This is a genomic window from Klenkia terrae (genome assembly GCF_900491935.1).
GTDB classification, from domain to species: Bacteria; Actinomycetota; Actinomycetes; order Mycobacteriales; family Geodermatophilaceae; genus Klenkia; species Klenkia terrae.
The window spans coordinates 3,897,742-3,911,843 of the sequence record NZ_UEXK01000004.1; the positions used below are offsets into that span (position 1 = coordinate 3,897,742).

Here is a 14,102-nt window from a genome sequence, read left to right on the forward strand (position 1 = left end):
CGTCAGCGGCTATGGTGGTGTTTGTGTGAACGGGGCCAGCGCCCACTGAGATCTCCGCAAGGGGTATCGTCGGCAGCGTCAGAGGTGTATAAGAGCCAGCCCGCACCGTCGACGCCGTCATCCCCGAGGCCCGCCGTCCGGTCCTCGTCGTCGGCCGCGGGGGCGGGCGGGGCGAAGCCGGCGATCGCCATGAACGCACCCATGGCCGGGAACAGCCCCTGCTCGCGGTGGGTCGCGCTCACCCCGGCCAGGCGCTCGCGGAGCTCGGCGGCGTCGGGCAGGTACTCCGTGAGCGGCGGCTCGTGCGCGACCACCGTCGCGACCTGCTCCGGGTGCCGGGAGGCCAGCACCAGGGCCGCGATCCCGCCGCCGCTGGAGCCGAACACGTCGACCGGCTGGTCGGTGACCGCGGCGATCACCCGGGACAGGTCGTCGGCCAGCACCTCGGGGTCCGGGAGCTCGGTGGGGTCGGCCATGGTGCTCGCCCCGGTGCCGCGCGGGTCGTGCAGCACGACGGTCCGGTCGGTCGCGAGCTCGGCGGCCAGGGCCCGGAAGCCGTCGGCGGGCATCGGGTGGCCGATCAGCACCAGCACCGGACCGGAGCCCAGCACCCCGTAGGCGAGCGTCGCGCCGGGGGCGTCCAGGGTCTGCATCATGCCGGGGAGACTGCCGCACCCCGCCGAACTCATCGGGGGAGGATCGGTCGGTGCCACGACTCAGCTCCGGGATCCTGCTCTTCCGCCGCGCGCCCGAGCTGCAGGTGCTGCTGGGCCACATGGGCGGCCCGTTCTGGGCCAAGAAGGACGAGCACGCCTGGTCCATCCCCAAGGGCGAGCACGGCCCGGACGAGGACGCCGAGACCGCCGCCCGGCGGGAGTTCGCCGAGGAGACGGGGTCCCCGGCGCCGGAGGACCTGGTCCCGCTCGGCGTGGTGAAGGGGTCCAAGACGCTCACCGTCTGGGCCGCCGAGGGCGATCTGGACGCCGAGGCCGTCGTCAGCAACACCTTCACCCTGGAGTGGCCACCGCGGTCGGGACGGCTCCAGGAGTTCCCGGAGATCGACCGCGCCGCCTGGTTCGACCTCGCCACGGCCCGCACGAAGCTCGTGAAGGGTCAGCTGCCGTTCCTGGAGCGACTTGTCGACACAGCGTGATGTCGACATGAGCACGCCATCCCAGGGGGTGGTCCTGCCCCGTCCCGGGTGAGGCCGACCCCGTCCCGGACCGTTCCGTCACGTCCCCGCACCCACGATGCGCACACCCGGGCCGGAGTCGGCCCGGGACGGGGATCCGGGCGCGACAGGTGCCCGGACGGGGTCGGAGGTATCACCGTGCAGCATCGTTCCTGGTCGCGCGTCGGCGTGGCAGCACTGGTCGGAGGGGTAGCCCTCCTCGGACTGGCACCACCGGCGTCGGCCGCACCCGGCGACGCCGCCGGCACCGCGCTGCGGATCGACCTCGAGGCCGGCGTCGGGGTCGTGCCCGGGCTCGCCCTGGACGTCGGCGCCCTGCTGGGCAGCGTCACGGCGCCCCCGGACGACTCCGTGACCGGCCTGGGCGTCGCCGCCGCCCTGGCCGGCGCCACCGGGCTGACCGCGAGCAACGGCGTCGTCTCGGCCGCGGCCACCTCCGGCGCGACCGGCAGCGAGGGCACCTCCGAGGTCGACGGTCTGCTGCTGGAGCTGCTCGGCGTGCCGACCTCGGCCACCGTGCTGGCCGGCACCGCGACCTGCCCGGTGGGCGGCGCGCCGGTCGCCGCCGCCGAGGTCACCGACCTGTCCGTGCTCGGGCAGACCATCACGGCCACGGTGCCCGGGGCCACGGTCACCGTCGACGCCGCCGTGGCGAGCCTCGCCGTCGTCGACGCCCGGCTGGTCGCCTCGGTGACCACCGACGTCGAGACGACCACCGCGACCACCGCGACCGCCCGCGCCCTGCAGATCGACCTGCAGCTCACCGCCACCGTCGCCGGTCTCCCGGTCACCGTGCCGCTGGGCCAGGTCGTCGCCGGCGAGGCCAGCTGCACCACGCCCGCAGTCGCACCGCCGGTCGTCGCCCCGACGGCGGTCGGCCTCACCCCCGACTCGGGCCCGACGGCCGGCGGCACCCAGGTGACCGTCACCGGCACCGACTTCGTGGTCGGCGGGACGACGGTCACCGTGGACGGCGTGGCCGTGCCCGCCGGCGACGTCACGGTGACCAGCCCGACCACGCTGGTCTTCGCGACCCCGCCCCACGTGGCGGGTTCGGTCGCGGTCACCGTCGGCACCACGGCCGGGGTCTCCGCACCGCTGGGCTACACCTACGTCGCCGCACCCACGGCCGCGTCCCTCACCCCGACGTCCGGGCCCACCCCGGGTGGCACCCCGGTGACGGTCACCGGCACCGGCTTCGTGCCCGGTGCCACGTCGGTCACCATCGGCGGGGTCGTCGTCCCGGCGGCCCAGGTCACGGGGACCTCCCCGACGACGCTGACCTTCACGACCCCGCCGCACCCCGCCGGCCCGGTCGGCGTCACCGTCACCACGCCCGGCGGCACCTCCGCGCCGCTGCCGTTCGTCTACACACCCGTCGCGCCGGCGGCCACCGGGCTCGACCCGTCCGCCGGGCCGACCGCCGGCGGCACGACGGTGACCCTCACCGGCTCGGGCTTCGTGGCCGGGTCGACCTCGGTGACCATCGGCGGGACGACGGTGCCGGCCGGCGCGGTCACGGTGACCTCGCCGTCCTCGCTGTCGTTCGCGACCCCGCCGCACGCGGCGGGCGTCGTCGACGTCACCGCCACCACCGACGGCGGGACGACGGCCCCGCAGCCCTTCCGCTACGTCGCCGCGCCGGTCGCCGGCCAGCTCGACCCGGGCTCCGGCCCGACGTCCGGCGGCACCACGGTCACCGTGACCGGCAGCGGCTTCGTGCCCGGCGCGACCACGGTGACCATCGGCGGCGTGGTCGTGCCCGCCGGCCAGGTCACGGTGACCGGCCCGACGACGGCCACCTTCGCCACCCCGCCGCACGCCGCGGGCGCGGTCGACGTGGTGGTCGGCACCCCGGGCGGGACGGCGGCCCCGCTGCCGTTCACCTACGTGGTCGTCGCGCCGACGGCCACCGGGCTGGACCCGGCGACCGGTCCGACCGGAGGCGGGACCACGGTCACCGTCACCGGCGGTGGGTTCGTCCCCGGCGGCACCACGGTGACCATCGGCGGGGTCGTCGTCCCCGCCGACCAGGTCACGGTCGTCGACGCCTCGACCCTGACGTTCGTGACCCCGCCGCACGCGGCGGGCACGGTCGGGGTGGTCGTCACCACCGAGGGCGGCGCCAGCGGTGAGCTGCGGTTCCGCTACGGCACGCCGACCAGCGGGTCCGCCGCGAGCGGCTCGGGCTCGAGGTCGGGTCCGTCCGGGCTGGCCTACACCGGGGCCGATCTGGCCCTGCCGGTGCTCGGCGGCGGGCTCGCCCTGCTAGCCGGTCTGGCGCTGACCGTCGGCGCCCGGCGGCGACGGACCGCCTGACCCGCCCGTGTCCACGGCCCCCCGCGCAGCTGCGCGGGGGGCCGTGGCCGTCCGGGGTCAGCCGAAGGAGGGGACGGCGTCCGGGGTCACCGTGATGCCCGCGGCCAGCTCCACCACCTGCGCGTCGGTCAGCGGCAGCCCGGCCCAGACCTGCACGGTCAGCGCGGCGTCGTCCCGCTCGACGTACACGGTCCGGGTGCCGTCGTCGGCGACCTGCCACACCGCCGGGCGGTCGCCCACCGTGAGGGTGCTGGCCGCGAAGTCGGGTGCGACGTCCGCGCTCAGCGAGACGGCGACCGCGTCGACGTAGGACACCGCACCCGCGGGGCCCGAGGGCGGGGGCGCGTCCGGCGGGGCGAGCACGAACGACCCGGGGTCCGAGGTGCGCACCACCCACCCGGCCGGCGCGGTGGCCAGGTCGAACCCGGCCGGCTGGTCCCCGGTGTAGGCCGCCAGCTCCAAGCCGGCGGCGGGGGACGCGGCGGGGGGCGTCGACCAGCCGAGCACCGTGCTGCCGCCCACGGCGACGGCGGCCACGACGGCGGCGGCCAGCACGCCACGGGTGGCCCGGGTGCGCAGGCGGTGCCGGCGCAGGGCGCGGCGTCCGCGGTCGAGGTCGTCGTCCACGGTGCCCGGGGCGGTCGGGACCACGGGGCCGGCGGCGTCGGCGAGCAGGGTGCGCAGGTCGGTCATCGGGGGCTCCTGGTGGTCGCGGGGGAGAGGGTGGCCGGGCCGAGCGCCCGGCGCAGGTGGTCCAGCGCCTTGGAGGTCTGGCTCTTGACGGTGCCCTCGGACAGGCCGAGGGCGGCGGCGGTGTCGGCCACCGTGAGGTCGTGCAGGAAGCGGAAGACGAGGACGGCGCGCATCCCCGGTGGCAGCCCGCGCAGCGCGCCGAGGACCGGACCGGCCTCGGTGCGCTCGGCTGTGGCCGCCTCAGGCACCTCGGCGACCCGCAGCTCGCGTCGCCACGGCCGGCGGTGCTCGTCGACCAGCGCGTTGGCCAGCATCCGGCGGACGTAGCCCTCGCGGTTGCCGGCCCGTTGGTAGGCCGGCCAGGCCACGTAGAGCTTGGTCAGCACCGTCTGCACGAGGTCCTCGGCGAGGTGCCGGTCGCCGGCGGTGAGCAGGGTCGCGGTGCGCAGCAGCTGCGGTCGCCCGTCGGTCACGAAGGCGCGGAACTGCTCGTCGCGGGTGGTCGTCGTCATGGGCTGTCGTCCCTCATGCCCCTCTGACGGATCGGTGGTCGGCCCAGGTTGCCCCACCGCGTCACCTGACCGGCCCCGGCTCGTTGGTGTACCTGACAGTCACAGTCACGACACCGGAGTCGCCTGATGTCCCGTCGCCTCGTCCTCGGCGCCCTCACCGCCGGAGCACTCGCCCTCGGCGCCACCCCTGCCTCGGCCGCCCCGGAGGTGTCCGACCTGACGCCGGCGACCGCCGTGCCCGCGCCGACGGCGGCGGTCGACCCGTTCTACGACCCGCCCGCGCCGACGGGGGCGCCGGGCACCGTGCTGCGCACCCGCCCGGCCGCCGTCCCGCTTGCCGGGGTGCTGCCGTTCACCGCCACGACGGTGCTCTACACGTCGACGACGGCGACCGGGGAGCCGCAGGTGGTGTCGGGCACCGTCTTCACCCCGACGCTGTCCGCGCAGGCCGGCACCGTGCTGACCATCGCGCCGGGCACCCAGGGCCTGGGTCCGCAGTGCGCGCCGAGCAAGCAGTTCGTCGCCGGCACCGAGTACGAGCTGAGCGCGGTGGCCGCCGGCCTGGCGCAGGGCTTCACCGTCGCGGTGACCGACTACGACGGGTACCTGAACGGGGGTTCGCCGACCTACACGACCGGGCCGGCGATGGCGCACGCCGTCCTCGACCTGGCGCGGGCCGCCTCCGCGGTGCCCGGCGCCCGCAGCACCGACGCCTCCCCGGTCCTGCTGCAGGGCTACTCGCAGGGCGGCGGCGGTGCGGCGTGGGCGACCTCGCTGGCGCCGGAGTACGCGCCCGACCTGGCGATCGAGGGTGCCGCCGTCGGCGGCGTGCCGGCCGACCTGGGTGCGCTCGCGCAGAGCCTGGACGGCGGACCCGCGGCCTGCTTCGGGCTGCTCGGGGTGATCGGCCTGGACGCCGCCTACCCCGACGCCATCCGCCTCGACGAGCGGCTGAACGCCCGTGGTCAGCAGGTCGTGGCCCAGCTGCGCAGCGAGTGCGTCGGCGGCGCCGGCACGCTGGGCACGGCGTTCACCTCGATCGCCGACTACACCGCCGACGGGTCGACCCTGGAGCAGCTGCTGGCCGAGCCGGAGATCGCCGCGGTCATCGCGCAGAACGACCTCTCCACCCGGCCGGTGCCGACCGTGCCGATCTACCAGTCGCACGCCGCGGCCGACGAGGTCGTGGCGCTCGGCCAGGCGCAGGACCTGCACGCCACCTGGTGCGCGGCCGGGGTCACCACCCGGCTGGACCTGCTGCCGGCGGAGCACGTCACCGGCGGCGCGCTGAGCACCGCCCCGTTCGGGCTCTGGCTGTCCGCGATCGCCGCCGGCCGACCGGTGCTCGCGGCCTGCTGACCTCGAGATCGGGGTTCCCGGGGTCCTGGGGGCAGCAGGACCCCGAGAACCCCGATCTCGACCATCGCCGACACCCGCGGGACCGGCAGACTGGCCCGATGACGGACGGGCTGACGGTGCTGGTGTTCGGGGCGAGCGGGATGGTCGGGCAGGGCGTGCTGCGCGAGTGCCTGCTCGACGACCGGGTGCGCGAGGTCCGGGCCGTCGTCCGGGCGCCGCTGGGCGTCACCGACCCCAAGCTGCGCGAGGTCGTCGGCACCGACCTGGCCCTGCCGGGGGAGCACCTGGCCGGGGTCGACGCCACCTTCGACAGCGTGGGCGTCTCCTCCTCCGGCCGGCGCGAGCCCGAGTACCGGCGGCTGACCTACGACCTCACCGTCGGCATCGCCCGCGCGGTCGCCGACGCCTCGCCCGGCTCCGCCTTCGCCTACGTCTCCGGCGCGGGCACCGACCGGGACGGCAGGCTGATGTGGGCCCGCGTCAAGGGCGAGACCGAGGACGCCGTCGCCGCGCTGCCGCTGCGCACCTGGCTGCTGCGCCCGGGGATCATCCAGCCGCTGCACGGGGTGCGGACCAAGACCCGCCTCTACGGTGTGGTGTACGCGGCGCTCCGCCCGGCGTTCCCGCTGCTCCGGCGCGTGGCCCCCGACCACGTCACGACCACCGAGGCGGTGGGCCGGGCGTTCCTCGCCGCGGTCACCGGGGGTGCGTCCGAGGGTGTGCTCACCACGTCGGGGATCAACGCGCTGGCCGATGAGTCCCCGGGCGGGCGGCGGTCCTGACGGCATGGACACCACCGCGCTGACCGCGCTGCTGGACCGGCACGTCGCCGAGGGCCGCTACCCGGGCGCGGTGCTCGCCGTCCGGCACGCGGGGACGACGACGGTGCACCCCGCGGGCACGCTGGCCGTCGGCGGCACCGACCCGGTCACCGCGGACACCCCGTTCCGGGTCGCATCGCTGACCAAGCCGTTCGGCGGCGTGCTGGCGTTGTCGCTGGCCGCCGACGGCCTGCTCGACCTGGACGCGGACGCCACCCGCTGGCTGCCCGAGCTCGCCGACCAGCAGGTGCTCGCCCACCCCGACGCCGAGCTGACCGACGTCGTCCCCGCTGAGCGGACGCCGACGGTGCGCGACCTGCTGCACATGACCGCCGGCGCCGGCCTGCGGATGGACACCTCACCACTCGCCCACGCCATGTGGGAGCGCCAGGTCAGCCCGGGCCCGCTGCCGCCGCAGCTGGCCCCCGACGAGTGGCTGGCCCGGCTCGGTGCGCTGCCGCTGTCCGACCAGCCGGGGGAGGGCTGGCGGTACCACACCGGCAGCGACGTCCTCGGCGTCCTGCTGGCCCGGGTGACCGGTCGCCCGCTCGCCGACCTGCTCGCCGAGCGGGTCACCGGACCGCTCGGCCTGACCGGCACCCGGTTCTGGACCGCCGCCGGGTTGCCGACGCAGTACGCACCGGGCGACGACGGGCTGCAGGTCGTCGACCCGCCGCACGGCGTGTGGTCCCGGCCGCCGGCCTTCGAGTCCATCGGCGGCGGCCTGGTGTCGACGGCGTCCGACGTGTGCGCCCTCCTCGGGGCGATCGCCGACGACGCGCTGCCCGGCGGGGTGCGGTCGGCCGACGTGCTGCGCGACGGGCTGACCGACACCCAGCGCACGGCGGCGCAGGCCTTCCTCGGCCCGGGCCGGACCTGGGCGGCCGGCAACCTCGAGCTCACCCTCGAGGCCACCGACCCGTGGACGACGCCCGGCCGCTTCGGCTGGACCGGCGGCACCGGGACGACGGCCTACGCCGACCCGTCGCTGGACCTGGTCGCCGTCCTGCTGACCCAACGGATGATGACCGGCCCGCACGACGGCCCCGAGGAGTTCTGGCAGGTCGCCCACGACGCCGTCGCCTGAGGCGGGTCAGGGCAGGGCGGCCCGGCGGCGGTGCAGGTCGGCCTGCTCGGCGGTGTTCTGGGTGCGGGCCAGCGCGGCGTCGTAGGCGGCGCGGGCCTCGTCGACCCGGTCCAGCCGGCGCAGCAGGTCGGCGCGGACGGCGTGCAGCACCGGCGAGCGGTCGAGGTCGACCCGGTCGACCAGCGCCAGCCCGACCGAGGGCCCGTCCAGCTCGGCGACCGCCACCGCCCGGTTCAGCGCGACCACCGGCGTGGCCGGGAGCAGGTCGTACAGCGCGACCACCTGCGCCCAGTCCGTGTCTGCCCAGGTGGCCGCGTCGGCGTGCACCGCCGCGATCGCCGCCTGCACCTGGTGGGTCCCGGGCCTCCCGACCCGCAGGCACTGCCGCACCAGCTCCTGGCCCTCCTCGACCTGCGCCCGGTCCCAGAGCGACCGGTCCTGCCGGTCCAGCGGCCGGGCCCGTGCCGGCGCCCGGGAGGCGGTGAGCAGCAGCAGCGCCAGCAGCCCCCGGGCCTCGGGCTCGTCGGGCCGCAGCGCCACCAGCAGCCGGGCCAGCCGGATCGCGTCGGCCGCCAGGTCGGGGCGGGTCGGCTCGGTGCCAGTGGCGGGGGAGTGCGCCTCGGTGCCGACCAGGTGGACGACGGCGAGGACCGACGCCCACCGGGCCGGCAGGTCGGCCTCGGCCGGCACCCGGTACGGGATCCGGGCCTTCGCGATCTTGTGCTTGGCGCGGGTGATCCGGGCGGCCATCGTCGCCTCGGGAACCAGGAACGCCCGGGCGATCTCCGGGGTGGTCAGCCCGCCGACCATCCGCAGGGTCAGGGCGACCCGGGACTCGGGGGCCAGCGCCGGGTGGCAGCAGGTGAACAGCAGCCGCAGCTGGTCGTCGCGCACCGCACCCACCTCCTCCTGCCCGGGCCCGGCCTGCAGCCGGGCCACCTCCGCGAGCTTCGCCGTCCCCACCGCCTCCCGGCGCAGCCGGTCGACCGCCTTGTGGCGCGCCGTGGTGATCACCCACCCGACCGGGGACGGCGGCGTCCCGCGATCCGGCCAGGTGGCGGCCGCGACGGCGAAGGCCTCCGCGACCGCCTCCTCGGCCAGGTCCAGGTCGCCCAGCTGGCGGGCCAGCACGGCCACCGCCCGGCCGTGCGCCTCCCGGAAGACCTGCTCCAGCGGGCTCACCAGGCGAACGGGCGGACCTCGATCGGCAGCCCGATCGCGGCCACGGTCCGCCGTCCCCAGTCCAGCGCTGCGTCCAGGTCGGGGGCCTCGACGACGGTGAACCCGCCCAGGTACTCCTTGCCCTCGGCGAACGGGCCGTCGACCAGCAGCACGTCGTCGCCCTCGGGCCGCAGCACGGTGGCCGTCGACGGCGCCTCCAGCCCGCCGGTGAAGACCCACGCGCCGGCCTGCTGCATGTCGGTCCGCAGCTGCTCGACCCTGGCCATGATCGGCTCGAGCTGCTCGGCGGTGGGCTGCTCGCCCGCGCCGGGGGTGACGACGCTCAACAGGTACTGGGCCATGACTGCCTCCTCGTTCTCCGGTCGGCCCGGTCGGCCGACCCACCCCCTGTACGAATGAGCTGGCCCCGGATCGACACGGTCAGGGGCGGCCGGCGTGCGGGACGGCGACCTCGGTGGTCATCAGCACGCCCTCGCGGACCGGACGGCGGTTGTGCTCCAGGAAGTCCGGGGCGCAGCACAGCAGCAGGGTGCGGCCGTCGTCCCCGCCCAGCGCGCAGGCGTAGACGCCCAGGCCCTCGGGCGCGGCGACCGACTCGACCACCTCGCCGCCCGGCGCGATCCGCACGGCCCGTCCGCCCACCGCGTCGGCGGCCCACACGTGGCCCTCGGCGTCCCCGGTGCAGCCGTCGGGGGCGATCACCAGCGCCCGGAGCACCTCGTCCAACGTGGTGCCGGTGGGCGCGGGCCCGAACTCCGCCCACACCCGGCGGTTGCTCAGCGACCCGTCGGCGGCCAGGTCGAAGGCGGTGTACCGGTTGCCCAGCGTCTCGCCGACCAGCAGCGTGCCGCCGTCGGCGGTGATCACCATGCCGTTGGGGAACAGCAGGTCCTCGGCGACGACGGTGATCGTGCCGTCGGGATCGACCCGCTTGAGCGACGCCGGGGCGGGCGCCCCGCCGGCCATCAGGTCGAAGCCGAAGTCGCCGACGAACACGTGCCCGGCGGCGTCGACCACCAGGTCGTTGAGCAGGCCGCCGCAGTACGGGGCGAGCGCGGCGTAGGTGGCCAGCTCGCTGCCGTCCCAGCGCAGCAGCCGCTGGTCGGTCATCGACACCACGACCAGCGAGCCGTCCGGCAGCCGGCCCGAGCCCGAGGGCTGGGTCGGCACCTCCAGGACGACGGTCTCCTCACCGGACATCGACACCTGGCTCACCGTGCCGCGGTAGAAGTCCGACACCCACCAGTGGCCCTGGTGCCAGCGCGGGCCCTCGAAGAACGACCCACCGGTCAGCAGCGTGCTCAGCGTCATGCCCGGACCCTAGATGAGTAAGTCCGATTGGATCAGTGGTCGTAGGCGATCAGTGATCTTGTGACTGGTTGGCCGGTGGCGCGGTTGTGCCAGATCGCGGCGGTCAGGGCCAGCAGTCGTTGAGCGATGCGTGCGGTGACACCGGNCCTAGATGAGTAAGTCCGATTGGATCAGTGGTCGTAGGCGATCAGTGATCTTGTGACTGGTTGGCCGGTGGCGCGGTTGTGCCAGATCGCGGCGGTCAGGGCCAGCAGTCGTTGAGCGATGCGTGCGGTGACACCGGTGAGGGTGCGACCGCCGTGGAGTTCCAGGTCGAGCTGGCCTTTGAGGGTGTCGAAGACCGATTCGACCAGTTGTCGGACCGGTTTGAGCAGGTGCTGGCCGGGGCGTGGTGGGCGGTTGCGGTAGGAGGGGCGCAGTAGGTCGGCGCCGCGGGCGTGCAGGTAGTCGTCCAGTTCGGCGGAGATGTAGCCCTTGTCGGCCAGCACCAGTAGCCCGGGCCGTTCGGTGATCAGGTCACCGTCGTAGTCCAGGACGCACATCAGCACCTGACGTTCATCGATCTTGGGATCGGCCAGCGCCCAGGTGACCGGGAGTCCGGCCGGGGTACACACCAGGTGCAGGCGTAGGCCCCAGAACCAGCGGGAGTGGCTGGCGCAGTAGCCGTAGCCGGCGACCCCGGCCAGCTCCGAGCGCCGCACGGTGGGCCGGGATCGGGCGCACTCCACCGGGGTGGAGTCCACCAGCCACACCGGGTCGGCCCACAGGTCGGTGTCGGTGGCCAGGACCCGGATCAGCCGCTTGAGCAGCGGTAACGCCCCACGCAGCCGCTTGTTGTAACCGGACTGCTCGGGCAGGTAGGGGAACGCACCGGGCAGTGCAGCCGGGACCTGCCGCAGCCAGCGGGCCTCGGAATGGACTCCCAGTAGCGCTTGGGCCACGGCCAAGGTGAGCAGCTCGGCGTCGGTCAGCCGCGGAGGGCGCCCCACACGTGAGCGAGGGCCCAGGTAGTCGTCGATGCGGACATAGAGTGAGGTCAGGAGGGTGTTGAGGTCGGTCGTCACAACCCGTACCCCAGCACCCTCCGCCCTGAAATCACACCCGTGTCATTCGGACTTACTCATCTAGGACCCGCCGTGTGATCGGCGCCTCACGACCGGTCGCGCAGCGGGCTCTCCGCCGGCCAGGTCGTGCCGGTGCGCAGCTGGGGCTTGAGCACCTTGCCGCCGGCGTTCCGCGGCAGCGGCTCGTCGCGGACCACCACGAACTGCGGCACCTCGAAGTCGGCCAGCAGGGTCGCGGCGTGCGCCCGCAGCTCGGCGGCGGTCGGGGCGGTGCCCGGCCGTGGGACGACGACGGCGCCCACCTTCTCCCCGAGCACCGGGTCGGGCACCCCGACCACCGCGACCTCGCCGACGGCCGGGTGCGCGGCCAGGGCGTTCTCCACCTGGACGCAGTACACGTTCTCCCCGCCGCGGTTGATCATGTCCTTGGCGCGGTCGACGACGTAGGTGAGCCCGTGCTCGTCGACCCGGGCGAGGTCGCCGGTGTGCAGCCACCCGTCGACGAACGCCGCGGCGGTGGCCGCCGGGTTGCCCCAGTACCCGGTGCCCACGTTGGGTCCGCGGACCAGCAGCTCGCCGACCCCGCTGACCGGGTCGGGGTCGGCGACGGCCACGTCGACCACCGGGGCCGGGAAGCCGACCGAGTCGGCGTGGTCGGCGGCGAGCTCGTGCGGCAGGTAGGTCGACACCGACGCGGTCTCGCTGAGCCCGAACCCGTTGCCCACCCGGGCGGTCGGGAACGCGGCCTGGATCCGGTGCACCAGGTCCGGGGCGATCGGCGCACCGCCGTAGGACAGCGACCGGACCGACGACGTGTCCACTGCGGCGAACCCCGGTGCGCTCAGCGCCAGCCAGTAGATCGCCGGGACGGTCGTCAGCACGGAGATGCGGTGCTCGCCGACCGCGGCCAGGAAGGCGCCGACCTCGAACACCGGCATGACCACCGACGTGCCGGCCAGCGCGGTGAGCACCAGCAGCTGGGAGTTGCAGCCGGTGACGTGGAACAGCGGCACCGAGATCAAGGTGCTCAGCGGCTCGTCGCGGGGGAGGGCCAGGCAGCGGATGCAGGTCTCGACGTTGGACAGGAACGCCTCGTGCGTGGTGGTCGCGCCCTTGGGCGCACCCGTCGTCCCGCTGGTGTAGAAGATCCCGGCCAGGTCTGTGTGCCCGGCACCGGTGCGGGTGAGCGGCTCGCCGTCGGGCAGCGGCGTCCCGGGTGCGACGACGACGGCCGAGCCGGAGTCGCGGACCACGTGGTCGACCTCGGGCGCGGCGAACCGGGTGTTCACCGGCACGGTGACGGCGCCGGCCAGCAGCGTGCCCCACAGGGTCAGCACCCAGTCGACCCCGTTGGGCAGGTGGTTGGCCACCCGGTCGCCGGGTGCGACTCCGAGGTCGCGCAGCCCGCCGGCGACCCGGGCGGCGGCGTCCCACAGCTGCGCGTAGGTCAGCGACCGGCCGCCGAGCTCGATGACGGCGACGCGGTCGGGGTGCTCCTCCACCGAGCGGCGGAGCATCGTCACCAGGTTCTGCGGCAGGCCGGTGTAGCGCTGCACGCCGTCGGTGCCGCGGACGACGCCGGTGCGGTCGAACGGGCTCTCGATCACGCCCGCAGTGTGGCACGGGTCACCCGCGGCCGAAGCGCTCCTCGAGCTGCTGCAGGGTGCCCTGGATGCCGCGCTCGGCCCGCCCCGGGAACCCCATCGCGCGCACCACCAGGAAGGCCGCGGCGGGGTAGCGGGTGCCGTCCCAGGTCTCGGTGACCCGGGTGACGGTGCCCGCCGGTTCCAGGTCGTAGCGCCAGCGGTGCAGCCCGATGTGCCGCCAGCCGATCCGCCGGTCGGGCTCGAACTCCACCACCCGGTTGGTGACGGTGTACCGGACGCCCATCTGCATCGCCATCGAGAACCGGGAGCCGAGCTCGAGCCGGTCGGGAGCGTCCACGACGCCCCGCAGGGTGCCCGAGCCGTCGATCTCGGCGTGCCGGCGCGGGTCGGCGACCACCGCGAACACCTCCGCCGGGGGCGCGGCGACGACGGTCGAGCCGGATGCGGTGCGGGAGCCCATGCAGCCAACCTAGGAGTGCGGGAGGCTGTCGGCATGACCATCACGCCCCGCGAGCTCGAGGACGAGGTCACCCTGCAGGTGGCCGCCAACCGCATCGACTTCCTCTCCCGGCGCGACGCCGGGGTGGTGGAGGCCACGGCGCCCGACGACGCCGACGACTTCCTCGCCGACCTGCGCAACACCGGCACCCGGCTGGACCGGCACGAGGCGCTGGAGCTGCTGGCCCTGGGGGAGGTCGTCTACCGCAAGGCGCACGACAGCCGGCACCTGGGCATGCACGCCGCGCTCCGCGAGGGCGCCGGCTGGAGCGACATCGCCACCGCGCTGGACGGCGACCCCGGCCTGGCCTGGGACGCCCACCAGCAGTGGATCGAGGACCAGTTCCGGCTGCACCGCACCAGCGGCACCGGTGGTCTGGACGCCGGCGCCGCCGCGACCGCCCGCGACCTGGCCGGCCGCCGGCCCAGCTGAGCGCCCGGGGAATGCCGGCGGCCC

General features: G+C 75.3%; 15 protein-coding genes and 1 pseudogene. 6 read left to right on the plus strand and 10 right to left on the minus strand.

Annotated elements, in window-relative coordinates; all coding sequences use genetic code 11:
- Positions 1–2: 2 nt before the first annotated feature.
- Positions 3–656, minus strand: coding sequence for an alpha/beta fold hydrolase (locus LFA75_RS19390; protein ID WP_225235231.1), 654 nt, complete (start codon positions 654–656; stop codon positions 3–5).
- Positions 657–706: 50 nt separating this feature from the next.
- Between LFA75_RS19390 and LFA75_RS19395 the strand changes: the two genes are divergently transcribed.
- Positions 707–1,153, plus strand: a complete 447-nt coding sequence (locus LFA75_RS19395) for an NUDIX domain-containing protein (protein WP_225235232.1) — start codon at positions 707–709, stop codon at positions 1,151–1,153.
- 207 nt (positions 1,154–1,360) lie between these two features.
- On the plus strand, positions 1,361–3,511 hold the full coding sequence (locus LFA75_RS19400; protein ID WP_225235233.1) for an IPT/TIG domain-containing protein: 2,151 nt from the start codon (positions 1,361–1,363) through the stop codon (positions 3,509–3,511).
- A gap of 57 nt (positions 3,512–3,568) precedes the next feature.
- Here the strand turns inward: LFA75_RS19400 and LFA75_RS19405 are convergent, their stop codons facing one another.
- Both LFA75_RS19405 and LFA75_RS19410 read right to left on the minus strand, forming a co-directional pair.
- Entirely contained in the window at positions 3,569–4,204 is a 636-nt protein-coding gene (locus LFA75_RS19405; protein ID WP_225235234.1) for a hypothetical protein, read from the minus strand.
- Positions 4,201–4,716, minus strand: coding sequence for a SigE family RNA polymerase sigma factor (locus LFA75_RS19410; RefSeq protein ID WP_225235235.1), 516 nt, complete (start codon positions 4,714–4,716; stop codon positions 4,201–4,203). Before LFA75_RS19410 ends, LFA75_RS19405 begins: the two co-directional genes overlap by 4 nt.
- A 126-nt stretch (positions 4,717–4,842) precedes the next feature.
- Here LFA75_RS19410 and LFA75_RS19415 point away from each other — a divergent pair, with 126 nt between their 5' ends.
- The 3 genes from LFA75_RS19415 (at position 4,843) to LFA75_RS19425 (ending at position 7,983) form a co-directional block, all read left to right on the plus strand.
- Positions 4,843–6,075: a lipase family protein gene (locus LFA75_RS19415; RefSeq protein WP_225235236.1), complete on the plus strand. Its 1,233-nt coding sequence runs from the start codon at positions 4,843–4,845 to the stop codon at positions 6,073–6,075.
- Positions 6,076–6,173: 98 nt separating this feature from the next.
- Positions 6,174–6,857 (plus strand): Rossmann-fold NAD(P)-binding domain-containing protein, encoded by a 684-nt coding sequence (locus LFA75_RS19420; protein WP_225235237.1) that lies wholly within the window; start codon positions 6,174–6,176, stop codon positions 6,855–6,857.
- A gap of 4 nt (positions 6,858–6,861) precedes the next feature.
- Complete coding sequence (locus tag LFA75_RS19425; protein WP_225235238.1) at positions 6,862–7,983, plus strand: serine hydrolase domain-containing protein; 1,122 nt, start codon at positions 6,862–6,864, stop codon at positions 7,981–7,983.
- A gap of 6 nt (positions 7,984–7,989) precedes the next feature.
- Here LFA75_RS19425 and LFA75_RS19430 read toward each other — a convergent pair whose 3' ends face one another.
- The 7 genes and pseudogenes from LFA75_RS19430 to LFA75_RS19460 form a co-directional block, all read right to left on the minus strand.
- Positions 7,990–9,165: an RNA polymerase sigma factor gene (locus LFA75_RS19430; protein WP_225235239.1), complete on the minus strand. Its 1,176-nt coding sequence runs from the start codon at positions 9,163–9,165 to the stop codon at positions 7,990–7,992.
- Positions 9,162–9,506, minus strand: a complete 345-nt coding sequence (locus LFA75_RS19435) for a YciI family protein (protein ID WP_225235240.1) — start codon at positions 9,504–9,506, stop codon at positions 9,162–9,164. Before LFA75_RS19435 ends, LFA75_RS19430 begins: the two co-directional genes overlap by 4 nt.
- Positions 9,507–9,585: 79 nt before the next feature.
- Positions 9,586–10,476: an SMP-30/gluconolactonase/LRE family protein gene (locus LFA75_RS19440; RefSeq protein ID WP_225235241.1), complete on the minus strand. Its 891-nt coding sequence runs from the start codon at positions 10,474–10,476 to the stop codon at positions 9,586–9,588.
- 32 nt (positions 10,477–10,508) lie between these two features.
- Positions 10,509–10,619 (minus strand): annotated as a pseudogene (locus LFA75_RS19445) (IS982 family transposase); the annotation flags it as partial.
- Positions 10,620–10,646: 27 nt separating this feature from the next.
- Positions 10,647–11,540 (minus strand): IS982 family transposase, encoded by an 894-nt coding sequence (locus LFA75_RS19450; RefSeq protein ID WP_225232589.1) that lies wholly within the window; start codon positions 11,538–11,540, stop codon positions 10,647–10,649.
- Between the two features lie 86 nt (positions 11,541–11,626).
- Positions 11,627–13,147, minus strand: a complete 1,521-nt coding sequence (locus LFA75_RS19455) for a class I adenylate-forming enzyme family protein (protein ID WP_225235242.1) — start codon at positions 13,145–13,147, stop codon at positions 11,627–11,629.
- Between the two features lie 19 nt (positions 13,148–13,166).
- A complete protein-coding gene (locus LFA75_RS19460; RefSeq protein WP_225235243.1) occupies positions 13,167–13,607 on the minus strand; it encodes an SRPBCC family protein in 441 nt (146 codons plus the stop codon).
- Between the two features lie 33 nt (positions 13,608–13,640).
- Here LFA75_RS19460 and LFA75_RS19465 point away from each other — a divergent pair, with 33 nt between their 5' ends.
- Positions 13,641–14,078, plus strand: coding sequence for a hypothetical protein (locus LFA75_RS19465; protein WP_225235244.1), 438 nt, complete (start codon positions 13,641–13,643; stop codon positions 14,076–14,078).
- The last annotated feature ends 24 nt before the right edge of the window (positions 14,079–14,102 follow it).